Below are 24773 nucleotides of genomic sequence, written 5' to 3'. Positions count from 1 at the left end.
CCTCCCAGGGAATTTCCTGCGAACGGCGTCGGGCCATTCGGTGCCCCGTTGTCTACAGTTCGTTCAGCCCTGGCGGTGACGCGCTGGTGCCAGTGGCGCAATGGTGTCGGCCAGCCCGGTGGAGGTGCCTCCGAATGGTTCCCGAAGCAATCGGCCATCTGATGACGCTCGGGCTCAAAGCGGACGAAGCAGAAATCTATCTCGACCTACTTTCGTCGGGACCGGTTCCGCCGGACGAACTGGCCGGGCGGACCGGCCGCGACCCCGGCGAGGTGCGCCGCGTGCTGACGGTGCTCGCCGGGATCGGGCTGGCCGGGCGGGTCGACGGGCCCGGTTCGCCGATGTCCGCGCTGCGCCCGGAGCCGGTGCTGGAGGTGCTGAGCCGCCAGCGCGAGGCCGAACTGGCCGGCGCCCGCGCGGCGATGACGCGCCTGTACGAGGAATGCCGCAGGCGTTCGGCCCGCTACGACGCCGACCCGATGATCGAGGTGGTCAGCGGAACCACTGCCGCCGAACGGGTGCAGCAGCTGGAGCGGTCGGCGCGGGCGGAGGTCCGCGGGCTCGACTCGCCGCCGTACTACGCCGACGCGGACGCCAACGAGATCGAACTGGAGAACCTGGCCCGGGGCGTCCGGTACCGCGCCGTCTACGGCAGGCTCGCGCTGGAACGGCCCGAGTACGTCGCCGAGAACATCCTGCCCTGCGGGAAAAGCGGGGAGGAGGCCCGGGTGCTGCCCGAGGTCCCGGTGAAGCTGCTGATCGTCGACGACTGCGCGGCCCTGTCCGGCGCGGACCGCACCGTGCTGCTGATCCGCTCGTGCGGCCTGTTCGACGCGCTGGCCGGCCTGTTCGACATGTGCTGGCAGGTCGCGCTGCCCCTCGGCCTCGCCGCCGACGCCTCCGGCCCCGAGATCCGGCCCAGCGAACGACGGCTGCTCGGGCTGCTCGCCGCCGGGCTCACCGACGACCAGGTCGCCCGGGTGCTCGGCGTCAGCAGGCGGACGATGTTCCGGTACCTGGAGAACCTGATGGCCCGCACCGGCGCGGCGAACCGGTTCCAACTGGCGCTGCACGCCACTCGCAACGACTGGCTTTCGGTCGATTCCCAGCCCGGCGTCTCGCCGGTGCGGTCGGTGCCGCTGTGAGCCGGGCTTCGCTGAAGCCGTTGCGCCCCAGGGTTTTTCTACACCTGTGCCTGCCTCGCACCGCGCGCTTGCGGACCGAATGCGTGAGCAGCGCTCGGTTCATCTGTCGATACGGTTCACCCTTCACCTTCCGTGAGCGCCGGAAAGGCTTGCCGGACCTCGGCGAACAACAGGCCGTGCCGTCCGTAGCCGAACGCGACCACGGCCGACCAGAGCGCGTCCATGGCCGCTTGCCGCGGGTCCGGCTCGCGGGCGGAGAACAGCGCCGGGAACGCCATCGCTTGCTGGAGGCAGTTGTCGTGCCGTCCGTCCGGCGACGTGGCCGTCGTGCGCGGGACTTGTTCGTCCGTGAGCAGGAGGTCCCAGGCACGCCGGTCGTCGTCGAACGGCGGCGGCAGCGCGTCGCCCCGGTCCATCGCGGCCAGGGCGGGGGCTATCCACTCGACCTCGGTCAGCTGGGCCTCGGCGAACGCGCGCCGGACCGCCCAGCGGGCGATCTGCCGCTGGGTCGCCGGGTCCGTCCGTCCGAGAGCGCCGACCAGGGACGGATCCAGTTTTCCCAAACTCGGCGCGTCGCTTCGAAGCAGCTCGCTGGCCAGGTTTCCGCCCCGCTCGCGGGCCGCCACTGTCACGCGCACCCCCGGGGAGGCTCGGACCTGTCTCGCATGAGAAACGCCCTCGGGTCTCTCTTTCCGTGTCTCAGGAACCAGTCTCTCCCTGGCCGCTCGATGCCAGTAGGCGGCGGTCTCGCTGGTCTGCTTGACCACCCGGTCCGGTTCCGGCGGACCCGGCCAGAACTGGAGCAGGTAGCGGTCCGGTTCGAAAACCTCGCCCTCGGGAATGCCGAGCCGGTGCGCCTCGTCCATTCGCGCTCCGCAGTAGCGGACCCGGTAGCCGACCGCGCCCAGATCGAGCGGCCAGAAGCCGTAACCGCCCCAGGCGAGGAGGGAAACCGCCCCGGTGGGACGGAACGAAACCTCGACGATCTCCTCCCAGGTCTCGTCCGGCGGCGGAGCTTCGTCGTGCAATTCCACGCGGAAGCCGACCTGGCCGGAGTTCAGCCCGGTGACCAGAAAGAGGGCACCGGGGACCGCGGCGCCGCACAGCCCGTTCCGCTGGCCGCTGAAACACCCGGACAGGTCCGGCAACCCTGGCGAGCTCTGGACATAGATCTGCGCGTAGCTCACCGGTGCCTCGCCGCTCATCAGCACTCGCATCGCCGTTCCTCCCCGTTCGGCTGCTGCCGGGGGCATCATCGCGCGGGGCACCGACAAAAACCGGCGCGGCGAAGCGCTAGCTGGAGGACAGCCTGGTCAACCGACGATTTCGCGGACGCTGTCGGCCAGCAGCCGGAGGCAGCCCGGCGACCCGGGGTTGAGGAGCAGGTCAACGCCGTCGTAGTCGTTCAGCAGGCGGAGCAGATCGGCGGGAGCGGCCGGACGCCAGCCCGCGGCGCGGACCCGGCGGCGGTGCGCGGGCGCTGTCGTGACGAGCAGGCACGGGATGTTGTCCGGCGAAGGGGCGACGAGCGGGGATTCGTCGGTGTCGACGGCCACCGCGAAGGCCGATTCGCGGAAGACAGTGGCCAGCTGGTCGAAGTCGGCTTCGCCGCGAGCGGTCAGGCGGAGCACGGCGTCCAGCGGATCGGTGGGGGAGTTTTCCGCTGCCGGTTCGTAGGCGGGGTTGGGCTCGAAGCGGCTGACGGTCCCGTCCTCGCGCGCGAGCCAGCCGCCGACCACGGCCCGCGGCGGCGGGCTCGGGGCTTCGGCGCCGTCGGCTGTCCAGGCCGGGTCGACGAGCAGCACCCACTGGTCATCGGACATCGCCGGTGCCTCCTTCGCGTCCGGTGGAGCGGCTGCCCCGCGAATCTACTGGCTGATCACGCATCGCGGGGACTTCCGCCAGCTCGGCCAGTTCAGCAGCCTGGCGAGCCGACGCTTCGCGTTCCTCCGCCTGGTACCGGCGGATGGCGGCGGCCGTGTGCCAACGGTCCAGCCAGCCCAGGCCGACGACGCTCAACCGGTGGAACCTGCGGGGGCTGCCGGGGGTGTCGCGCATCGCGGCCAGGTCTCGGGCATAAGCGTCGGGATCGGGCTGGTCGCCGATCCGCGTGATTTCCGTAAGCAGCACTGCTCGTCCGCCGGGGGTGTTCAGGATGGCGTCCAAGGCACCGTGCCGGTCCAGGATCTCCACGGCCTCGGCGATTCGGGCGACGTCAGCGCCATCGCGGGTTGCCGCAGCCAGGTCCGAAAGCACTGCGGCGGCGTGCGGTTTGCCCAGCAGGGCGTCGGTCACGCCGTGCAGGTGCAGGACGGCGTGCTGTTCAGTCAAGTCCTGGGGCTGGAGGTCGCCGATAGGGGACAGCGCGGCGAGTTCGCGGGCCGCGGCCCAGATCAGGTCCGGACGTTCGTGCCGGGCGACGTCCTCGGCGAGCGAGGCCGCCGATTCGCCGCGGCCGAGTTCCGCGAGGACCCAGCCGAGCAGTTTGGCGGTGCCGTCCCGGTCACTCAGCGCGATTGGCCCGGTTGGCGGGGACGGGCGGAACCACCAGCGGTGCGTAGCGGTTCGCACCAGTTCTTCGAGCATCAGCTCCCGCGTGCTGCCGCGGAGCAAATAGTCCGCTGTCGGGTGTTCGGCAGCGGACAGCCGGACGGTGACCGCATCGGCGGGACGGTCGGTGCCGCCGGTGCGCAGCTGCTCGGTAAAGGCCCGGGTAGCTGCCGGATCGGTCGTCAACAGCGACGATCCATTAAGGACGGACACATCGGACGGTGCGTAGTGCACCCCCACAGTGCGGCCGTTGTGCGTCCACGGCCGAGGCGTCGCGGGTGCTGGGCCGTCGTCCAGGCCGCGGAACACCTGCGGCGCCGGCGTATCAGTCGACATCTCGACAGCGGGGCCGGCGGGCGGGCGGAAGGAGATCCTGACGCGACCGTCCCCTTCGGACACCCGGATCTTCACCGGGACGCGGTCCAGCACCTCGGCGCCCAGGGCGGCGGCAAGACGTCCGGCCAGTTCGCGGGCCGCGGCGGTGGCGTGCGCTCGGCCGTCCGGGCCGGTCCCGGTGACTTCGATCGGCGAGACCGGGCCGTCTGCGGAACGGAGGGCGGAGATCAAGTTTTCCAGCGGTGCGGGCGAATCCGCGACCAGGACCGCGTCGGCAGTGTGCAGGGTCGCGGCACGCTGGACCTCGCCAAGGTGGTAGTGCACGCGGCTTTCGTCGATGGCCAGCAGCGCGCGGGCAGCGGGCGGCAGCGGGACGTCGTGCACCTTGCCGGTGTAGCTGCTGCGGCCGGTGACTGTGCGGACGAGGGCGGACAGCTCCGGGTCGGCCGCGATGTAGGACAACGCCGCTTGCCACACCAGGTCGGGATTGTCGTGGCGGCGCACTGCGGGCTCGACCGCGGTCAGATGCAGGTCGCCGTCCCGGTTGTACAGGCCGCGCACCAGTGTCTGGATCACGCGCTGGGTCAGTTCCAGCGTCTCGAACCGGTCCGACAGCGGAGCCGGATCGCCCTGCGGCGGCAGGAGCCAGCTGTGGTCGCTGTTCATCCGAACCTCGGTCATGCCCGGCAGTTCGAGTGCGGAGTTCAACCCGATCCGCCGGGCCGTTTCGGTCATCGCGACCGGGCCCGAGCGGTACATCACCGACTGCCGGTGCACCCGGCCCATCGGCGTGGCGAAGAAGTTCTGGCCGAGCGAGTCGACCTCGCGCGGCATCAGGTTCGCTTGCGTCTGCCCGTAATTGTCCCGCAGCTGGTCCAAATAGGCCGCGGCGAACGGATGTCCTTTCGACATGGTGAACGCCGAGTTCGCGATGTTCCCGCCGACGCGGTGCACCGCGTAGCCAGCGTCGGATTCGGCAGCGCGGACGACGTCGTCCAGGCCGTGCACGACGTTGTCGCCGTCGGTGTAGAGGCCGCCGAACCGGTGCATCAGCTCCAGCCGCAGGATGTCGCTCGCCGCCGCGAAACCCGGGCCGGTCTGCTTCGCCAGCTCGGACAGATAGAACTCCTGTGTCCGCATCGGATGCTCGCGGTTGAACACTTCGTCCACATTGACCAGTTGCACCCGGTGCTCTGCCGCCCACTGCAAGAGATCCCGGACGTCGTGCAGCGGATCCGGGCCATCCTCCGGGGCCGCGGTGGTCAGCGCCAGCTCGGTCTGCCAGCGCGGCACGTCGGTCCACAGCACGGGCACGATGCCGTCGCCGAGGCGGTCGGCCGCGTCGCCGAAGTTCCGGCGGAACGTGTGCATGGTGCCGGTGTCCTTGAGCGGGCCGCCGAGCCAGATGGCGTGCATCAGCAGCGGGGTCGAGGTGGTCTTGGCGAGCGGTTCGACGTCGCCGGGTGCCCACGCGGCCAGCTGGTCGTCGGGCCGTTCCTTCTCCAGGGTCCATTCGCGATTGTCGTCCAGGTGCGCGGGATCCAGGTGTTCCCGGCTGAGCTGGTAGCCCTTGGCGAGGTCGAGCAGGTCCAGGAAGCTGATGCCCTGTCCGGCGGTGAGGTCGCGGAAATCGTGCCCGCGCAGGAATTCCGGCGGTTCGGGGGCGCGGTACAGGCCGAACAGGTCCGGTCCCAGCAGCGGCGCGGGCGGCGGGCCGTTGACCGCGGTCTGGCGCAGGTCGGCGACCAGATCTTCGGGTGCGGAGTAGCGGCTTTCCTCCGGTGGCGCGGAATCCGTGCCGATTTGTGCCGGGGGACCGCCGAAGGTGCGGAAATGGCCGCCATCGGTGACGGCGGTGAAACCGTGCGTGGCACCGATGGCTTTCCCGAGTGTGGCCGAATCTCGGCCGAACAACGCGGGTTTGGTCGGCGCGTGCACGGTGGACGGTCCGCCGAGTTCGCTGAGCGCCCGCTGGAAATCGTGGGCCAGGCCGCCCGGCCCGTCGGTCTCGCCGGTGCTGCACGCGATGAGCGTGACTGACGACCGGGATTGGCTCAGCGGGGCGGCTTGCGCCACGATCCGGGCGAACGTATCCCCGTCGACCCGGACCGTCCGGCCGCCGAGGAGGGTTACCTTGACCGACTGCGCGCGGCCGTGCGCGAAGACGAAGAGGGAATCCTTGTCCCACGGTGCCGCGGTTTTCTCGGCCCATTCGCCGAACCGGCGTCCGGACAGTTCCGGTGTGGCCCCGTTGTCGTTGGCCTGCTTGAGAAGCGGGTCGATCCGTTCTGGCGTCGCGCCTTCCGGAAGCGTGCTGACCGTACCCGAGTTGTCGGCGATCCAGTCCCGTTCGACGCCCTCGGTGTGCTCGTTCGCCGGGAGGAAGGAGATGGCGCGGACCCGACCGGAGCTGTCGGTGATCTGGCGGGCCTGGATCTCGGACGGGTCGAAGTCGTAGGGGCGATCCGTGTCGGGGTCCCAACCGGACACTGTCGTGGTGTCGTTCGCCTCGACGGTGCCTTCGCGATGTTGTTCCGGGGTGCTTTCCCGGGTGCTTTCCGGCGGACGCGGCCAGGTGTGCGCGGCGATCTGGCTGTCCGCTTCGGACTTGGCCTGCCACCAGTTCCGCAGGGCTTCGTCGGCCTTCTCCCGGGCCTGCCGGATCCGGTCGTTCGCGTCGTCCTGCCGTGCGGTGTGGTCGGCGTGATTGTTGCGGTAGTCGTCCAGCACGGCCAGGATCTCCGCGGCGCGGTCTTGCGCGGCCTGCCGCTGCTGGACCAGTTCGGCCTGCTGGTTCCGGATTTCCTGGGTCTGCCGTTGCGTGTCCCACGCCTTCGCGACCAGGTCGCTCTGCGCGACAGAACCCGGCTCTTCGGCGAGAGCCAGCGAAAGAAGCTGTTCGTCGAGTTCGTTGAGCCGGGCGATTTCGTCGTTGCCCGCGCGCAGTGCCTGGCCGACCTCGCGCGCCTCGTTCTGCGCGGTCTGGACCGCTTGCCGCATTTGCTGCACCGGATTGCCGTCGGCCGGGAGGTTCAGGCCGCGCGCGCCGTCGGTCGTGGTGCGCACATTGTCGTTTTCGGACAGCCACGCGTCATCGAAATCGCGCTGAGCTTTTTCGAGTTCTTCTTCCGCGGTACGCCAGTTCTCGGCGGCTTCCTTCACCTTGTCCTGTGCCGAAGCGAGCGCCTTCGGCAACGGCTCGCCGAGCGACTGTTCCAGGTCCGTTTCGCTCATCCGCGTCCGCGAAGACTGCGGCACCCGCACCTCGACCGCCGCGGTCTTGCCGTCGACCGTCGCGACGATCCGGTACTCGACGTCGAAGCCGACCAGGCCGGTCCGGCCCTTGTCTTTGCCGACGACGGACCGCTGCGCCGCGGCGGTGCTCGACGTCGGATCGCTCAGGCCCACCGGGTTGCGCACGTCGAGCCCGCCCCAGGAATGCGTGTTCCGGCCCGGGTCGGTGATTCCGCCGTTGCCGAGGTTGCCCAGGTGCTCGCCGGTGACCGTTTCCTTGGCTTCGCCGGTGAAAGTGGACCCGGACTGGTCCGAACGCTCCAGTTTGACCGAATCGCTCAGCCCGGCCAGATCCGGTTTCACCACGCGGGTGTAGATCTTCACCGAGGCGTGGCTGCTGCCGGTCACCGCGGAGGAGTGCAGGTCCGGAGTCGCGAACGGTTTGCCGGCCATGTCCGGGAGATGCGCTTGCAGCGTCTCGTTGGTGATCGAGGACGAGAGCGTGTTGTGCGCGCCGGTGCCAGGCCCGGTGAGGCCGTTGCCCGCGCCGGCCAGCCGCAGTGCGCGGACGGCGGCGGCGCGCACGTCCGCGGCGCCGCGAAGTCCTTCGACGGTCGAAGACTTCGGCAGGGGCCCGAAACCCTCCTGCTGCCAGGCGGCGAGACGGTCCGGAGCGGACTCGGCGGCGGTGAGTTCGGTCGTCTTCGATCCGTACAGTTTGGTGTGGTACTGCTCGTCGCCGGAGATCCGCTGGTCGTCCGCGGACGACCGCGAGGTCACGGTCGCCTCTTGCGAAGCGACCGGGTAGGTGCGGCCGTCCCTGGCGACGACCAGTTCGAACTGGACCTGGTGCCGGTACCTCGCCGAGGGACCGCTGGAGGACGAGGTCAACGCCGTGGTCGTGGTCTTGTTCTCGACCGTCTGATCGGTTTTGGCCCGGGTCCCGGAGGCACCCAGATACGCGCCGTCGTAGCCGCTGACCTTGGGCTGGCTGTCCTGGAACAGGCCGCGGCCGGCGGCGCGCACCTGCCCGCCGTAGGACGAACCGTGCCCGGAATTCTCTTTGTCCGTCCGGGTCGCGTTGACGACGTGATCGACTTCGCTGCCGTCGTGCTTCACGTCGAGGAACTGCGTGTCGAGGATCTTCGCTTTGAGCAGGACCTGGTAATTGTCCGTCCAGAGCACGCCCGGATCCTGCGCCAGCAGGGACACGCCGCCGTCCAGCGCGCTGTCCACAAGGGACGTGACCGCCTCCGGGGACGCGGTGTCGAGCGTCCGCTGGAGGTTGTTCATCGAATCGTCCAGCACCGACTTCGGCAGCAGCTTGCCGCCGAGCTTGCCCAGCTGCTGCCGGGCGTCCTGCACCAGCTTCGTGAGGTTGGGCGCGTCCTCCAGCACCGCCGACCCGAGCGAACTGGATTTGCCGCCGACCAAGGGTGGAGCCGAAAGCTTGCCCGGAGCCGGGGTGCGCGGCTCGACCGGCGGCAGCAGCCCTTCCGCGCGAGCCTCGTCCTCGCTCATCGCCACGAAGACCGAACCCGGGAGATGGACGTCCGCTCCCGCTCGCGAGATCGACCCGTTGACCAGGCCTTCCTGGCGGCTTTCCGCGATCAGCCGGACCTTCGTGTCGTATTGGACCAGCACGGTGCGACTGTCCGAAGAGGACCGGTTGGTGTGGTCGACGCTCGCGGTGATCTCGTGGGACGAACCGGAGCTGCGCTGCCACGGACTCCATTTCGCGGTGCCGAACAGCTGGCCCTGGCCGTGCGTGTCGTTGCCGGTCGGCCGCACGGTGAGGCCGAGCTGGACGTTGGCCTCGACGGATTGTTTGTGCGTGCCTTCGTAACCGGCCTTCGAGCCGCCGGAGTACGTCCGGTCGCCGCCGCCGGTTTCCGAGACCGCGACGAGCTTCGGATTGCTCAGCGAAATGCCCATGCCGAGGCCGCCCACCCGGTCGGCCACCCGGCGTTCGTAACGGAATCCGTTCGCCGTTCCGCCCTGCTTCAGCAGCTTCGGTGTCAAGCCGCGGAAGTTTTCCGGCGAGAACATCCGGTCCACGCGGGCGCGCGCTTCGCTGCCGGACAGACCGAGTACCGCGTCACCGCCGGCGGCGCGCTGGAGCTGACGCAACGCCTCGTCCCGCAGGGCTTCGGTGTTGGCGAACGCTTCCACGTGCAGAAACTTCGGTGTCGTCTGATTCTGCTGCTGGGTAAGCAGGTCGTCGATGCTGGGGGTTTCGTGAGGAGTCATCGAGACGACGCCCGGTTTCCCCGGCTTGAATTCGGACGGGTCCTTCGTCAGCGCGGCGCCGTCGTTGATCCACAAATCGACTTTTCCGGAGATCGGCGGCAGATCCGGGTCGCCGGTCTTGGCCACAGTGGACACCTTCGGCGTGACCCGGAACGGCGAGCCGGGCGTCAGCCGCCGCACCCACGGCCGCTGGCGGGTGTAGCTGGTGATCTCGACCTCGAACTCGACGTCGTGTTCGAACACCTGCGAATCCGGGCTGCCGCCCTTGCCGGTCGTCGTGGTCACCGTCGGGCCGCCGGAGTTCTTCCACGTCCGGGTGTCCGAATACTGCAGCGGGCTCACGGTCGGGCTGATGCCGAGGCTGGCGACCGCCGTGGCGCCCGGAACGATCACCCGGCCCTCGACGCCGACCGACCAGCCTCGCTCGGTGGTGGTCGCGCTGGTCAGCGACGGGCTCGTTTCGTTGCTATTCTTGACCGAACGGCCGTCCGCCTGGCCGAGGTGACGGCCTGGCCCTGGCTTCGCCTTGACGGTGATATTGAGGTACTCGTCGGTGAACAGCCCGCGCCGCTTCAGTTGCGCTGAAACGCCTTGCGTGAACAGACTGTCCATTTTGCCCCGCAGCGAGGCGACCGAGAACGTCGAGGTGATCTTGCGCAGGTTGGCGAACCGGTCGGCGACGTCGCGGCTGGAGCCTTGGTTGTCGCTCTGGAATTTGTCCCAGCGGGGCAGGAACTTGTCCGCGCCGGGCAGGTTCCGCAGCGCGTTCTCGATCTGCGGCTGGACCCTGGTCGCCGGTTCGAACGATCCTGGCCGGGCCGTGCCCGCCGCCATGGCCGCGGCGAGATACGGCGGTTCGTAACGCGCGCCGACGTGCTTGAACTTCGCCGGGGTGTTCTTCGGGACCGGAAGACCCTGGGCTTTCGCCTCGGGCAAGCCCATCCGCGTGTACGAAGTGGCTTGGATGGTCGTCTTTTCCCCGGAGGAGGTGGTGACGTCGAGATCGACAGTCACCTTGTACAGGCCGATGTCGCCCTTCGCGTTCACTGTGGACTTGTTGGTGAAGCTGGTGCCGCTGGTGGACTGTTGGTTGACCTTCCGGGAATAGCTGCCGCTGACCCCGCCGACGCCGCCGACCGCGCCGGGCACATAGGATCCGCCGCCGAAAATCGCGTTCACCTCCCCGCCGTACTTGGAGGAGACGGTGGTGCTGCCGCCGTTCACCGCGGAATCGTTGAATCGCAGTTCGCTGTCGCCGGGGATGGTGCCCAGATACTCGACGTGCGTCGGCCGTGCGGTCAGTTGCACGGCATCGCGGTGCGCGCCGTGCGGGCTGAGCAGGTCGTTCGACACCACCGGGCTGCCTTGCATCGCGGTGCCGAGCACGCTGCGCACGCCGCCGCGGCTGAGGAATTCCCGCAGCGAGGTGCGTCCCGGAGCACCGAATTTCGTCACCGACGGATGCAGGTTTTTGCTTACCTTCTCGAACAGCGCGTTCTCGTCGAAGTCGACCGCCTCGGGGGAGAGGAACTCGATCTTCTTGGCCCAGCCGGGTTCCGGCTCCGCCGGCCCGGCGGTCTTTTCCTGGTTGAGGTTGGTCAGGTCGGTGGAGAGGATCAGTCCGACTTGGCCGTCCACTGTGGAACCGACCAGGCCGCCGGTTTCGGTGCGTACGGTGATCCGGTAGGTCACCGGTGCGTCGGCGCGTTGCATGTCGCCCGCGGTGCGGATCACGCGCTGGTCCGTGCCGGTGGTGGTGCCGGTGTGCTCCGCGGACGGGCTGGCGAGCTGCGCGGTGCCGCCGACGGAGGCGTACGGGCCGGCCGGGAACAACCCGAAGTACGAGGTGCCGACGACGTTCGCGGTGGTGTCGGTGTTCGGGTTCGCGTGGGTGGTCTTGACCTCGTTCTTGACGTCGCCGATGGTCGGCTGGGGCAGCTTTGTGATCTGGTCGGCGTTGACGGAACTGAAGTCCGGCTCCGCGGTGACGTGCACCTCGTACCATTTCTCGCCCGCCCGCACCATCGACTTGCGGCCGTCGCCCATGAAGGACTCGAACTCGGGGCCGGACAAGGATTCGGTGATCGCGTCGATCCCGTGCGTCCGCGGCGGGTTCTCCTGTTTCGGGTTCAGGCGGTGGATCAGGTTTTCGATGCTGGTTCCGACGTCCTTGGCACCGCGGACATCGACCGGGACGACGGAGCCGAGCGCTTTGCCGTCGCGGACGAACTCGGGCAGCCGCTCGGAGAGGGGACGGTTGTCGGGCGTCTCTTCGGTTTGCTCGTCGGCGACGAGGACGGCGTCGTTCTGGTTGTGTTCGGGCGCTTTGATGGGGGTGTGCAGGCTCGGTTTGCCGTCCGGTTCGGGCTCTGAACGGTGGTCGTCCTGGTGTGGTGGCGGGTTCGGCGCCGGGGCGTCGCCGAGGTGGTGGTCGCGGATGTTCGCGGTGTTGGACACCTGCTCGAGCTGGTCGAGGTTGCCCGGGGTGAGCCGCGAATCGTGCCACGCGTGCGGGCCCATCACACCGGGCTGGTCCCCGCGGTTGAACAGCATCTCGTCGTTCTTGTAGCCGTCGCCGAGACCGAGGAAGTGCATCAGCTCGTGCGTGACACCGAAGGCCGAGTCGTGCACGTCCCAGTTGAGCTGGTTCGTGTCCGGGGTTTCCGGGTCCACAGTGGAATCGTGGAGATTCACCGGGATCCGCCGGTTCGGGTCGGCCTGCCAGCTGGTGTCGTCCGGGTGGATGTCGTCGGCGACGCGGACGTCGAGCCGGACGTGCAGCTGGTCGCCGCCGGGCAGCCGGGAGGTCTGGTTGACCCACTCGTCGAGGTGGTCCCGCAGGTCCTGGACGAACTGTTCCCGCTGCTCAGGCGACACGGAGCCGGAGTGCGAGGTGAGGTCGATCGGGATGGTGTGCTCGCGCACCCACTGGCCCGGCGCGATCTCGAACCGGCGCACGTCGAACCGGATGTGCGCCATCGCACCGGCGAGCTGCCCGCCCTTGAGCCCCGCGCGGTTCCCGGCGAACTGCTCGGCGATCTTCTTGATCGGGTCGAACCGCTCCGAGGAGAACCTCGTGACCGGCGCTCCGTCGCGACGTCCGTTCCAGTCCTGGGGCCCCGGAAGCGTTTTCGCCCGGTCCGGCTTCGGTTCCGGCTTCGCGGGACCGGTGTTGCGGGGCGCGGCGGCAGGAGTCTGCGTGTTCTGCGGACGGCTGCCGCTGAGGTTGTCGACGAGGGCTTGGCGGGTGGCGAGGGTCAGGCCGGCGAGCTTCTTGCCGTCCTCGACGTTCTCCTTCATGCCCTTGACCAGCGAAGCACGCTCGTTCTTGGGCAGGTTCGCGATGACGTCGGAGAACACCTCTGGCCGGTTCGGCGTCGGCCCGCTCGCCGTGATCCCGTGGAACGCGGCTTTCGCGGCGATCTTCGCCAGATTCGGGTCGAGGGTCGTGTGGTTGCCGAGGTAATGGCCGATCTGGTCGGACCAGGTTGTCTCGTTGGCATGGCTCTGGGTGAGCGCGGTGATGCCGTTGGGGTCGGTGCCGAGTTTGCTGGCGATGCGCGAGCCGTCGGTCTGGATGGCGAGGTCGGCGGTGAATTTCGCGATCGCGGTCGGGTGATCGCTGTATTGCCAGCTCGGATTGCGCTGTGCCAGGACCGAATCGGCGAGGCCCTGGCCTTCTTTGGCCCCGTAATCGAAATTGCCGGTGTTCGGGTTCTTGGTGCCGAAAGTAGCGTCGTTCTCGAGTTTGTTGCCCGGCATCCGGACGAAGGTGTTCGGCTCCGGGAAATAGACCGCCCGGGAATCGACTCCGGCGAGCGCCTGCCGGACGTCGAGATCCAGCTGCGCGGCCCGGTTGGCGAGGTCCCCGTCGTCCGGGCGGACGTGATAACCCCCGCTGATCAGCTCGGGCGGGCCCTCGGGGTTCTGCTGCACCGCGGTGTCGGCCGCGTCGAAAAGCGGGCCGGTGCGGGTGGTGAGGGAATGGACGTCGGCGTCTCCGGTGTGCAGGTAGACCTCGTTGTCGCCGCCGGCTTCGCGGATTTGCGCGGTGAGCCTTTCGGTGACCGGGTTGCGGGCGATCGTTTCGCGGATGCCGCCGTAGGGGATGGTCTTCTGGTCGATGACCGGGTTGCTGGGGTGTTTCCAGGTGAATCCGATGATCGCCACCGGGAAACGGTTGTCCCAGGTGTTCTGGAATTGCTGGATTTTCTGGTTGATGGCTTGTTCTGAGCCTGGGGTGCCGTTGACTCCGATGACCAGGGCGAAGCGTCCGTCGGAGGAGTTCCCGCTGAAGCCGGTGGAGTACTTCTCGGCGATAGTTTGGAGGTTGTCGTCCGGAGTGGCGGCGACGGTGGCTACCACGCCGATGCTGTTCTGGTTGTTTTCGTTGCGGGCGCCGAGGTCGCCGATGATCCCGGTTTCGTGGACGACGGTGTATTTGAAGTTCTTGTGGTGCTGGGCGAAGTCGGCTTTGCCGCCGGTGACCGGGGGGTGCTTGCCGACGTTCGGTCCTGGGCCGGTGTTCGGGGCGGGGGTTGGTTTTTTCGGGGCCGCGACGGGGGTGTGGAGGGTGCGGGTTGCCGGTTTTTTCGGCGCGGCTACGGGGGTGTGGAGGGTGCGGTTCGGGGGCGGGGCGGTGTTGTCGCCGGGGCGTGGGGCCGGGGTGGGGGTGGTGCTGATCGGCTTCGCCGGAGTGGGGGCGGGTGTTCGGTCGTTCTTGGGCGAGGCGGGGTTGCCCGCGGTTGGCCCGGGGGCGGGTTTCGGACTGGCGGCGGGGGACGGGCTGGGGTTCGACGTCGGGCTCGGGCCGGACTTGGCCGAAAGGTTCCGGTTCGAGCCGGGGGCACTGTTGAGGTTTGGGCCTGGCTTCGGGTTCGGGCCGTCAGCAGGGGGGTGGGCGGCTTGGTCCTGGGCCGGGCCGGTTTCCGGGTTCGGGCTGGCGGCTGGGGTAGTGGCCGGGTTGGGCTTGATGGCCGGGCTCGAGTTGGCGGCGGGGTTGGTGGTCGGGCTGGCGGCTGGGCTCGGGATGGTGCTCTGGTCGGGACTTGGACCGTCCGTCGTCGGGCTGGGACTGGCGGGTGCGGTGAGAGGGGTGTTCGAGGCGTGCGACGGGGTCGGTGCGGGGCCGTCGACGGTGGTTTTCGGGGCGGGGCCCGGGGTGGAGTCGATGCCTTTGACGCTGGCCGACGTCGGCGGCGGTACCGGTTTGGACTCCGGGGTGGCGGCCGGGTTCGTCGAGGCAGAGGTGTTCGGGTTCGGGCTGGGGGTGGTGGCGGGGCCGGTGGTCGTCGGGGGCTGGTTGGTGTTCGGGGTGCGGACGGAGTCGGGAGGCGGGGTGGTCCCGGGGGTCGCGTTCGGGCCGGGCGACGGGTTCGGGGAGATGGTGCCGTTCGTCGCGGATGCTGGGTTGGACGGGTTCGGGGCGGTGGGCTGGCTCGTCGGGTTCGAGGAGACGTTGACCGGGCCGGGGTGGGTTGCGGGGTGTGCGCTCTGGTTGCCGTTGAAGCCGGGGAGGCCGGTGTCGTGCTGCGGGGTGGGTGCGTGGTTGCCGCTGGTCGCGAGGGGGTCGCCGGGTGGAGTGAGGGGCTGGACGTTCGGGTTGGCGGGGATGGAACTGGTTGGTGGGGTTGCGGTTTTGACGGCGTCCGGCGTTGACGGTGCTGGGGTCGCGTTTTGCGGCCTGACGGTGTCGGGCGGGGCGGAGGTTTCGGTCTTGACGGAGTTCGGTGTGGACGGGGGCGGGGCAGTGTGGTCGGTGCCTTGGGTGGCGGGGCCCGGGTGGGGATTCGTTCCGGGGGCAGGGTTGGAGTTCGTGCCCGGCTGGGGCGTGGGGCCGGAGCCTGGGTTGGCTTGGGGATTCGTGGCCGGGTTGGCTCCCTGATTGCCGGTGACGGCGCCGGGGTTGGCACTTTGGTTGCTGGTGGCTGGCGGGATCGAGTTCTGAACGCCGGGCGGGTTGGCGGTCCCGGGCTGGTTCGCGGTGCCGGGATTGGCTGCGGGGTTGTGCGAATCGGTGGCTGGGGCGTTGTGGTTGGCGCTGTCGGCTTGGCTGGTCTGGTGATCGGAGTTGCCAGCGGGGGTGTTGTTGCTGGCGGAGGTGGCGTCGTGGGGTGAGTCGTTGCTGACGGGCGTGTTCGGGTTGCCTGCGGGGGCGGAGGGGTTCGCCGAGGTCGGGCTGCCCGCGGAGTTGCTGTCTGGGGAGTTGGCGCCGCCGGTTGACTGCGGGTTGTTCGCGGGGGCGGGACTGTTCGCCGAACTTGAGTTGTTTGCGGGGTTTTGGTCGCCGGTGGGGGTGCTGCCGCTCGTCGAGTGCGAGCCGGTCGCGGAGCCGGGGCTGGTGGTCGCGTCGGGGCCGCTCGCGGAGTTCGGTCCGGAGGCGGAGTTGGAGCCGTTGGCTGAGGGGGAGTTGCTTGCGGAGTTCGGGCCGCTGGTTGAGGGGGAGTTGCTCGCGGAGTTCGGACTGCCGGTTGAGGAGCTGCCGTTCGTCGAGCCGTCGGGGGAGTTCGAGCCGCCCGTCGAGGTGGGGTTGCCCGTCGAGGGGGAGCTGCCCGGTGAAGAGGAGTTGCCGGTCGAGTTGTTCGCCGGGGGCTGGTTGCCCGGGGCGGTGGAGTTGCTGCCGGGCGAGTGGGAGTTGGTCTGGCCGTCGCGGGGTGGGGCATTCGTGCCGGACCCGCCGGAGTCATGGGAGCCACCAGAGCCGCTGGAGCCATCGGGACCGGCGCCGCTGGACCCATTGGGGCCGCCGGATCCATGGGAACCGCCAGCGCCGCCGGAGCTACCAGGACCACTGACGCCGCCGGAGCCGCCAGTGCCGTTGGAGCCACCAGAGCCACTGGAACCATGGGGGCCAACGCCGCCGGACCCACCAGAGCCGCTGGAACCGCCGGACCCGCCAACTCCGCCGGAGCCGCCGACGCCATCAGAACCACCGGAACCACGGGACCCGCCAGGCGCATCAGGCCCGTTGACCGGATCCACCTTGATGTTCCCATTCCCGCCGCCCCCGCCGGGATCGTTCGGACCCCGCCCCTCACCGCCGCCGTCCTTCCCGCCGCCGGTGAGTTTGTCGTGCAGGTTCTGGCCCGCGTGGTGCGCGCCGTGCGTGGCGGCACCGCTCAGCCCGCCGTTCAGCGCGCCCCATCCCAGGCTGTCCAGATCACCGCCGAAGAGCCCGGCCCCGGACAGGCCGACGACCACCTCGGTCGCCGCTTCCACCCCGGCCGCGCCGAAGACGTTGTGGCCCCACTTTCCCAAACCGCTGTGCGCGCCCGCCGCGAACGCGCCGCCGATCGCGCCCAGCGCGGCGTTCTGGCCGATCTGTTTCCAGTCGAAGCCGTCCCGGTTCCCCTGCGCGATCTGGATGAACTCGGCCAGCATTTCCTCGGCCGCCTCTTCCGCGGCTTCCTGCGCGGCCTCTCGCGCGACCCTCGACAGCAGGCTCATCAGCCGCGACATCAGCGAGCGTTCGATCTGCATCACCGCGGTCCGCCCGGCGGCCCAGATCCCGGGGATCAGCGGGGCGGTGAACGGGTTCGTCATCGCCCAGATCAGATCCGCGGCGGTCACGGCGATGGAGATGAGAATGCCGTACTTGGCGTTCTCCACATTCAGCGCGTATTCGCGCAGGGCGGCGGCCTGCTGCTGGGCCCGGTAGGAGAAACCGGCGCCCATGGTGCTGAGTTTGTTGGCGTAGTCGGCGAAATTGGTCGCGACGTCGCCGCCGACGTTGGCGACCACTTGTTCCGCCAACTGGCTGAAACCGGTGCCGGCGGCGGAAATCTGCTGCGCGACCTCGTCCCATTCGGCGGCCAGTTCGCGGGCCTTGTCCTCGTCGCCCTGCGGCCAGGCGTCGCCCGCGATGATGTAGAACACCCAGTTCAGGCTGGGGTCCACCATGAGGCTCATCGCGGGGTCACCTCCTTGCGCAGAGCAGGAAAGAATCAGGAAACGGGTTCTTCCGGGATGACAGGAGGCTCGGCGGGGATCGATTTCGTCGGAGCCCAGCCAGCGGTTTCGCCCTTCACCGCGGGCACCCAGACCTCCCGCGGCCGCGTCGGGGCGGTGACCTCGCCCTCGGGGGTCTCCATCCTGTCCTCGATCGCATGAGCCGGTTCTTCCGAGCGGACGAAGACTGTCGACTCGGTCGGCTGCAGCGGGGTCACGACCTTGTGCTGAACCGCACCGCGCACGGGACGCTCAACCGCCATGCGCCGCAACCGCTGCGGCTCCTCGCCCGGCTTCGACGGCAGGGGTTCTTCGCCGCGGTCCGGGATCCGCGCCCGGATGCTCTTGGCCGCGGTCCAGCCGCCGCCGTCCTCGGCTTCGGGGTCTTTGCCGAGCAGTTTGCCCTGCATGCGCACACCGCGCCGGTATTCGGTCGGCGGCTCGGTGCCGCCGGGATCGGCCTTGTGGATCTTTCCGTTCAAGTCGGTGAAGTTCTTGAACAGGGCGTTCGACCCGTCGTAGGCGCCCTGGTCGGCTTCGCGGAACGACGTGGCCATGTCGGCGATCGCGTCGCGGGTCGCTTCCACCGCCAGCGCCCAGGCGTTGATGCCGTTGTAGATCTCGGCCGCCGACTGGATGTGCGTTTTGGAGAACTCGTTGCCGTTCTTGTCGTTCCCGGCCGCGTCCTGGATCCGGCCGGGGTTCGCCAGGCTCTGCACCCGCTGGGCCAGCGTGCGCAGTTCGGCGCTCTTGCCGTCGAAGCCGTCGCGGCCGCCGTCCAATCCGTCGGCGTCGACGAAAAACTGGTCGGTCACGGCAGGGTCCCTTCGTCGAATCCCGGCACTCGCGCCGAGAACAGGGCGTTGACATCCACTTTTCCGCTCATCAGATCGTGCGCGGAGATGCCCGGCGGCAGCATCGGGGCCATCAGCTCCGCAGCCGCGGCGACGGATTTCTGCCGGGCGGCGGAGACGGTCTGCACGATCACCGAGGCCAGTTCCGCCGGGGCCATCCGCTTGTAGGCGCTGGTGGGGAAGGAAAGTTCGGTCAGTTCGCCGGTGCGGCCGACGGTCGCGGTCACCTCGCGGCGGGCGGAAGTGACGGTGCTGGCGGCGGTTTCGACGTCGCGGCGGGTTTGGTCGAAGTGGTCGCGCTGGTGCTGGTAGGCGGCCATCGCGTCCTCGAGCATTTTTTCGTGGTGCGAACTCATGGTCTTCCTCCCGGGGTCAGCCGACCGAAGCCAGGCCTGGGCCGAGGGCCAGGGCGCCGGTGTCGGGCGGGCGGATGCCGCGCAGGTCGGCGGCGGCGAGCGTGCGGGACGCGGCGGCGGCCGAGAGCGTGCGGGCGAGTTCGTGCGCGGCGTAGGCGGTGTGGTCGGAGGCTGCGGAAAGCTCGTGCGCGAGTGCGTCACGGACGTCGTCGGGCACCTCGTGGCCGCGCCGCACCAGCAAGCGCACGGCGATCTCGGCGAGTTCGTCCACTGTGTACTCGCCGAGTTGCCAGCCGTAGGGCAAAGCGTCGCGCAGGGTGGGCAGTTGGGCGAGCAGTTCGCCGACGCGGTTGCTTTCGCCGGTGAACACCACGACCGGATCGGCTGGCCGCCGGGCGATCATTTCGGACAGGGCTTCCAGCGCTTCGATGCCGGGCGTGTGCGGCGAAGTGTCCCAGTCTCCGTCCAGGTCGACGACCAGGGTGCCGCCGGACGCGTCCTCCACCGCGGCTCGCACCAGGTGTTCGGCTTGGCCCGGCCATTGCGGCGACAGCTCGTCGGCGAGGTTGCGGCGCACCAGCTGTCCCATCGGGGCCATGCCGAATTCGGAAAGGATCTGCGCGTACAGCTTCGCGTACTCCGATCGTCCGGTGCCGCGTTTGCCGCTGATCACCAGGTTCGCCTGGTGTCCGAGCGGCTGCCGTTCGTGGGTGAGCCTGCCGAGTTTGAGCAGCAGCCGTTCGGCGTTCTCCCGCACCGGTTTCTGGCCGACCAGGCCGCTGAGGCGTTTCCAGCCCGTGCTGGCCGAAACCGCGGCGGCCGGATCGGCGGCGACCGAAACCGCCGGCTTCGCCGCGGAAGGCAGTTGCGCCAGCTCCGCCTGCAGATCGTCGGCGGTGAGGCGGTTCAGTTCGATGTCCTTGGACGGCGGGTGCAGGGCGAGCCGCGACGCCTGGTTGTTCACCATCGCCTCGAACAGCTTGCGCGCGACGCGGCCGTTGCCGAACGTCGAGTTCTTCGGCACCCGCTCGAAATACTCGCGCAGCGCGGCCAGCGCGTCGTCGGTCATTTCGTAGTAGTGCTTGCGGGTCAGTCCGGTGGTGATGGTGACCAGCTCGTCGACGCTGTAGTTCGGGAATTCGATGGTGCGGGTGAACCGCGACGCGAGGCCGGGGTTCGACTGCAGGAACTGCTCCATCTGCTCGGAGTAGCCCGCGACGATCACCACCAGCGAATCGCGCTGGTCCTCCATGATCTTCATCAGCGCGTCGATGGCCTCCTGCCCGAAGTCCGGGCCGGACCCGCCGGTCGGCGCGCTCAGCGTGTACGCCTCGTCGATGAACAGCACCCCGCCGACGGCCTTCTCCACGACCTCGGTGGTCTTGATCGCGGTGGACCCGATGTACTGCCCGACCAGGTCCTGGCGGGCCACCTCGATCATGTGCCCCTTGGACAGGATGCCGAGTTCGGCGAGCACCGTGCCGTACAGCCGGGCGACGGTGGTCTTGCCGGTGCCGGGCGGGCCCGCGAACACCAGGTGCCGCGACATCGGCGGCATCGGCAGCCCCATCCGCTCGCGCATCTGGGACATCTTGATCAGGTTGATCAGGCCGGTGACTTCCTTCTTCACCCCGGCGAGCCCGACCAGCGCCTCCAGGTCGCCGAGCGGGCCTTCGAGCACCTCGCCCGCCGCCTCGCTCACGGTCTGCTCGGCCGCCGCGAAGCCGGCGGGCGGACCGGCGGGCACCGGCTCGGCGGACCGGGCGGAATCGGTGAGCAGATTGTCCACATCCGCGTGCTCGCCGCTCACGAGTTCGCCCGAGGCGTCGTTGACCACGCAGTCGCGGATGCTGACCGGCTCGGTGGTTTCGACGTGGAAGCCGTCCTCGCCCGCGCCGAGGATCTCGCATTCGGTGAACGATGCCCGAGCCGCGACGTACACGCCGTTTCCGCGCGCATTGCGCACCCGGCAGCGGGAAGCGGTCAGCGCCGAACCCGCGGCGACGGTGATGCCGTCCACTGTGGAATCGATGATCTCGCAGTCCTGCAAGGAAATGTCCGCGGGGCCGGAAATGTGCAGGCCGCCGCCGCGCACCTGCACGGACTTCGCCGAGGACGGCGCGCTGGCGGCGAACGAGACCGCTTTGCCCGCCGACGAATCGACCCGCAGGTCGCTCGCCGTCAACCGGGCATCCTCGGTGACCTGCACCCCGATTTCCCTGCCAGTGTCGATGGAAGCGTCGGCTAAGTCCAAAGCGGACTGTCCGGAGAGGACGATCCCGACGCCGCTGTCCGGCGTCATCCGCAGCCCGCCGACAGTAACCGCGGATTCGGCGCTAACCGACATCGCGGTGTGTGTCGAGCCCCGCACGGTTGCACGTTCGAACCGGGGCCGTGCCTGGTCGTCGACCAGGATCGTGACCGGTGATCCCTCAAAGGTGCAGTCCACGAACTGCGGAGCCGACGTCCCGGTGGCCTGCACCGCGTTCGCGCCAGCCCCGGCGAACACGCACTCGCGCAGCAGCGGTTCGGCGGACGCGGCGATGTGCGCGGCCTGCATGGGCGCCGACCGGAACTGCGACGACGCTACGGAAACCCGGCCCTTGCTGGTCACGTACAGGTCGACGTTCGCGCTGTCCCGCACGGTCAGCCCGGTGATCGTCGCGCGCCCCTGCTGTTCCACGACCATCGCCGGTTTCTGCGCGCCGACGATCTCGCACTGCTCGACAATCGCGACCGCTTCGCCGTTGACGCACACCCCGTTGCCCGCCGCGCCCCGCACCACACAGCGGCGCAGGACCACCGAACCGGTCTCGGCCACCACCACCCCGGACGACGCGGCCTCGACGATCTCAGTGTCCTCAATGGCCGATTGCACCGGCGAGGCGATCACGACCCCCGCGCCGCCGGTGCTGGTCACCGTGCAGCCCCGCAGCGCGAGCGAACCCTCCAGCCGGGCCAGCAGCGTCGCCCACGAAGCCCCGGACACCCGGCAGCCGTCCAGCGCCGCTTCGCCGCGGACCACGTCCACCGTGACCAGCTGGTCGTCGACGCCGGTCAGGACGAACCCGCTCAGCTGCACCGCTTCGGCGTTCGCGACGAGCACGCTCCCGGTGTCCGCCACGATTTCCACGGTGCCCGCGCCCTGTTCGGCCACCAGCGACACCATCCGGTCCACCACGAGGTTTTCCTCGTACCGGCCCGGATGCACGCTGATCGTCGCCCCCGGCTGCGCCTGCGCCAGCGCCGCGCCGATGGTGCCGAACGCACCCGGCCGGTCGCCGCCGACCACGAGCAGCTGTCGGTTCATCGTCTCCGCCTCTCCCTGCTCAGGCCAGGCCGGGGAGCGCCCCGAACCGCTCCGCCGCCTGCTCGTCCATCACGGTCCGGACCAGGTCCTCGCCCGCTTCCGCCCACGTCCGCACGGTCTGCCGGAGCGAGTTCGAAGCCAGCTCGTCCAGCGACGCCCGGTCTCCGGCGACCCGGCCGGTCTCGTCGATCTCGCTCGCGGTCAGCTCCCGCAGCAGCACCGCGCCGCGCGCGCCCGCGGCCGGTTCGCGCGTTTCCAGCACCTTGAAACTGGTCCCCGGCACGAACAGCACCCGGTTCTCGACGCCGCCCTCGGCCGGTTCCAGCAATTTGGTGCGCCGTCCGGTGATCGACCACACCAGCACGTCCGTTTCGCCGTCTACAGTGGACGACGGGTGCGTCAGTGCGTTGAGGAAACCCCATTCGGTGAGCACTTTCCGCCCGTCCAGCAGCGGCCACGCCGAAGGCGGCAGCTCGGTGGCGAAGGTGGCCGGACCGCGGTGCGAGGGCAGCCGGCTCAGACCGGCGACGACGCACCGGGCGACCGGCACGTGCGGACCGTTCGCGCCGCGTCGCAGGCCCGCGTCGATCGTCGAACCCTTGGGGGACAGGTAAAGCTGCACGGCCACGGCGTCGGTCAGCACCTCCGCTGAGGACGACGTCGACAGCACGCCTTGGAATCCCGGGTGCTCGGACAGGATCCGCGCGACAGTGTTCGACATCAGGCCGTATTCCGCGCCGAGCGATTTGCGCAGCCATTGGCGTTCCTTGTCCGCGCCGCGTTTGGGCAGCAGCGCGGTCGCTTCCGCACCAGGGGTTTCCTGGAAGCGCAGCTCTGCCGGAGCTTTCGCCGGTTTCGGAGCGGGCTCCGGCTTGTCCGAAGCGGACACCGTTGTGGACACCGGAGCGGACACCGAGGCGGCCGTCGGAGCGGACGAAGTCGGCAGCTTCTCCGCAACCGGGATCGCGGGTTTGGCGACGGGCGGTTCGACGGGCTTCGCCGGGGCGACGTCAGCGGGAGCGAGGTGCGTGATCGGCTTCGCCGCCGGAGGCGCGGCGGAGACCTTGGCCAGGGGAGCGGCCGGAGGTTCCGGCTTCGCGGGCGCGGCAACCGGACTAGGCGCAGCGATCGCCCCAGGAACGTCCGTCGGCGCAGCGATTCCCAACGCTGCCGGAGCGGCGGGCAGGTACGCCACCGGAGGAGCCTCGGCCACGACCGGCGCCGGATGCCCGGACTCGATCGCGTCCAGCGCCCGGGCCACCACTCGCGGCCGGGCACGCTCGGCCAGCAACGCGGCCGCGGGCAGCACCCGGCTCATCCGGCGAGTCTGCTCGTCCAGCCGCGCCAGCAGATCCTCAGCCAGCAAACGCATCCGCGACGCCGAGCCCTCGTCGGCCGCGTCGAAGGTGAGGTTGTGCACCGCGGCGTCGAGAGTGATCTCGCGGACCGCGGCGGACGAAGGACCGTCCTGCGGCGGACGCACCAGCAGACCGGACTGCACGACCTCGACCACCGCGTCCGGCGAGTACCAGTACACCGCGGGAGCGACCTGGTCGAGCCCGTGAATCGGCGGGCGGTGGGAAAGCAGCTCCGGCAAGGGCGTTTCGTCGCCCGAGCGCGGTTCGTAGCCGAGTTCGGTGGTGAACGGACGCCACCCGAACCGTCCGTCGTACAGCACGGTCCGCAGGGTCGGCAGCTGCGGCGAACCGACCGGCACGCCCGCGTAGAACGCGACCGGCTTGCCGAGCAGATCCGCCAGCGCCTGGCCGATCGTGGCCTCGCCGGGCACCGACATCGGCCCGTACTGCACGAACCGCGCCTTGGCCCGGACCTTCTCCGGCAGCTGCACCCACAGCCGGGCCGCGTCGTCCAGCGCCAGCGGCGGGCAGCCGGGGCAGCCCAGCACGATCGTCATGGTGTCGTGCTGCGCGGGCATCCGGGAGATCAGCGCCGTGCGGTGGTGCCGCTGGGGAGCGTCGAACCCGACCGGACGGACCCACAGTCCGCCCGGCAGCGGTTCGGCGACGCCGCGCGAACTCGTCGGAGTCAGCTCGGCGGCGATCCCGGAATCCCAAGCCGGGCGCGGGAACCGCTTCGCCTCCCAGGTCGGCGGGCGGCCCGGCCGGAAGCGGACCCAGCCGCCTCCGCGTCCGGCGTGGACGAACAGCGCGCCGCCCGCGCTCGGGATCACCGAACCGTCCGGCGCGAGCACCGGGCGGTTGATCCGTTCGGCCAGCCATTGCCCGGCCAGCGCGGTGGTCTCGCGCGAACGGCCGCCGATCACCAGCCGCACCCCGCGGCGGCGCCGGGGCAGCGCCTTGGCCACCGATTCCCACATCGAGATCGGGGAATCCACCGGCAGGTCGACGACCACCAGATCGTGGTCGGGATCGGCGGCGACGCCGAGCGCGAGCGACTGCGCCTCGCCGGTCATCCCCTCCGCGAGGTGCACCACCAGCGCGTTGCCCACGGTCTTCTTTTCGAGCGCGGCGCCCGAATCGCCACGCCGGATCAGCGAGAGTTCCATGGCTGCCCTCCTTCCGCTCAGGCGCGAACGACACGGGCGGCGGGCGCCGCCCCGCCGGTGTGGTGCGCGATCAGCCCGTACACGAAGAACCCGACCGCGATCAGCAGTCCGAGGACGAGCCCGACCAGCAGGCCGACCCAGGCGCGCCGGGCGGGCACGTCGAGGTGGCTCGCGTCGCCGAGCACCAGCGCCGAGGTCATTCGCCCGATCAGGAACGAATACGCCTCGACGTGGTCCTTCTGCGTCTGCACCATGGCGGCTCTC

The 24773-nt window shown here is 69.7% G+C and carries 9 protein-coding genes; 1 reads left to right on the top strand and 8 read right to left on the bottom strand.

The features are described 5' to 3' along the window. Window positions 1–134 precede the first annotated feature (134 nt). Complete coding sequence (locus tag ACWGIC_RS01765) at window positions 135–1145, top strand: helix-turn-helix domain-containing protein (RefSeq protein ID WP_452073969.1); 1011 nt, start codon at window positions 135–137, stop codon at window positions 1143–1145. 116 nt (window positions 1146–1261) lie between these two features. On the opposite strand, the gene ACWGIC_RS01760 is transcribed toward ACWGIC_RS01765, so the two are convergent. From ACWGIC_RS01760 to ACWGIC_RS01725, 8 genes are all read right to left on the bottom strand, one after another. Beyond that, a complete protein-coding gene (locus ACWGIC_RS01760) occupies window positions 1262–2362 on the bottom strand; it encodes a hypothetical protein (protein ID WP_452073968.1) in 1101 nt (366 codons plus the stop codon). Between the two features lie 96 nt (window positions 2363–2458). Beyond that, window positions 2459–2968, bottom strand: a complete 510-nt coding sequence (locus tag ACWGIC_RS01755) for a type VII secretion system-associated protein (protein WP_452073967.1) — start codon at window positions 2966–2968, stop codon at window positions 2459–2461. After that, window positions 2958–17423, bottom strand: a complete 14466-nt coding sequence (locus ACWGIC_RS01750) for a WXG100-like domain-containing protein (protein ID WP_452073966.1) — start codon at window positions 17421–17423, stop codon at window positions 2958–2960. Before ACWGIC_RS01750 ends, ACWGIC_RS01755 begins: the two co-directional genes overlap by 11 nt. 35 nt (window positions 17424–17458) lie before the next feature. Further along, a complete protein-coding gene (locus tag ACWGIC_RS01745; RefSeq protein ID WP_452073965.1) occupies window positions 17459–18277 on the bottom strand; it encodes a hypothetical protein in 819 nt (272 codons plus the stop codon). Then, window positions 18274–18672, bottom strand: a complete 399-nt coding sequence (locus ACWGIC_RS01740) for a YbaB/EbfC family nucleoid-associated protein (protein ID WP_452073964.1) — start codon at window positions 18670–18672, stop codon at window positions 18274–18276. The genes ACWGIC_RS01745 and ACWGIC_RS01740 overlap by 4 nt, the downstream gene beginning before the upstream one ends. Before the next feature lie 16 nt (window positions 18673–18688). After that, a complete protein-coding gene (locus ACWGIC_RS01735) occupies window positions 18689–21982 on the bottom strand; it encodes a right-handed parallel beta-helix repeat-containing protein (protein WP_452073963.1) in 3294 nt (1097 codons plus the stop codon). Window positions 21983–22001: 19 nt separating this feature from the next. Beyond that, window positions 22002–24509 (bottom strand): hypothetical protein, encoded by a 2508-nt coding sequence (locus tag ACWGIC_RS01730; RefSeq protein WP_452073962.1) that lies wholly within the window; start codon window positions 24507–24509, stop codon window positions 22002–22004. 17 nt (window positions 24510–24526) lie between these two features. Continuing rightward, window positions 24527–24763: a type VII secretion protein EccB gene (locus tag ACWGIC_RS01725; protein WP_452073961.1), complete on the bottom strand. Its 237-nt coding sequence runs from the start codon at window positions 24761–24763 to the stop codon at window positions 24527–24529. Between the last annotated feature and the right edge of the window lie 10 nt (window positions 24764–24773).

The sequence above is a fragment of the Amycolatopsis sp. NPDC054798 genome (assembly GCF_053611505.1).
This window is presented reverse-complemented; position numbering and strand designations above follow the sequence as displayed.

Bases quoted from the DNA above. Each gene is read 5' to 3' on its own strand.
- ACWGIC_RS01765 (WP_452073969.1), top strand. From the start codon at position 135: ATGGTTCCCGAAGCAATCGGCCATCTGATGACGCTCGGGCTCAAAGCG.
- ACWGIC_RS01760 (WP_452073968.1), bottom strand. From the start codon at position 2,362: ATGCGAGTGCTGATGAGCGGCGAGGCACCGGTGAGCTACGCGCAGATC.
- ACWGIC_RS01755 (WP_452073967.1), bottom strand. From the start codon at position 2,968: ATGTCCGATGACCAGTGGGTGCTGCTCGTCGACCCGGCCTGGACAGCC.
- ACWGIC_RS01750 (WP_452073966.1), bottom strand. From the start codon at position 17,423: ATGAGCCTCATGGTGGACCCCAGCCTGAACTGGGTGTTCTACATCATC.
- ACWGIC_RS01740 (WP_452073964.1), bottom strand. From the start codon at position 18,672: ATGAGTTCGCACCACGAAAAAATGCTCGAGGACGCGATGGCCGCCTAC.
- ACWGIC_RS01735 (WP_452073963.1), bottom strand. From the start codon at position 21,982: ATGAACCGACAGCTGCTCGTGGTCGGCGGCGACCGGCCGGGTGCGTTC.
- ACWGIC_RS01730 (WP_452073962.1), bottom strand. From the start codon at position 24,509: ATGGAACTCTCGCTGATCCGGCGTGGCGATTCGGGCGCCGCGCTCGAA.
- ACWGIC_RS01725 (WP_452073961.1), bottom strand. From the start codon at position 24,763: ATGGTGCAGACGCAGAAGGACCACGTCGAGGCGTATTCGTTCCTGATC.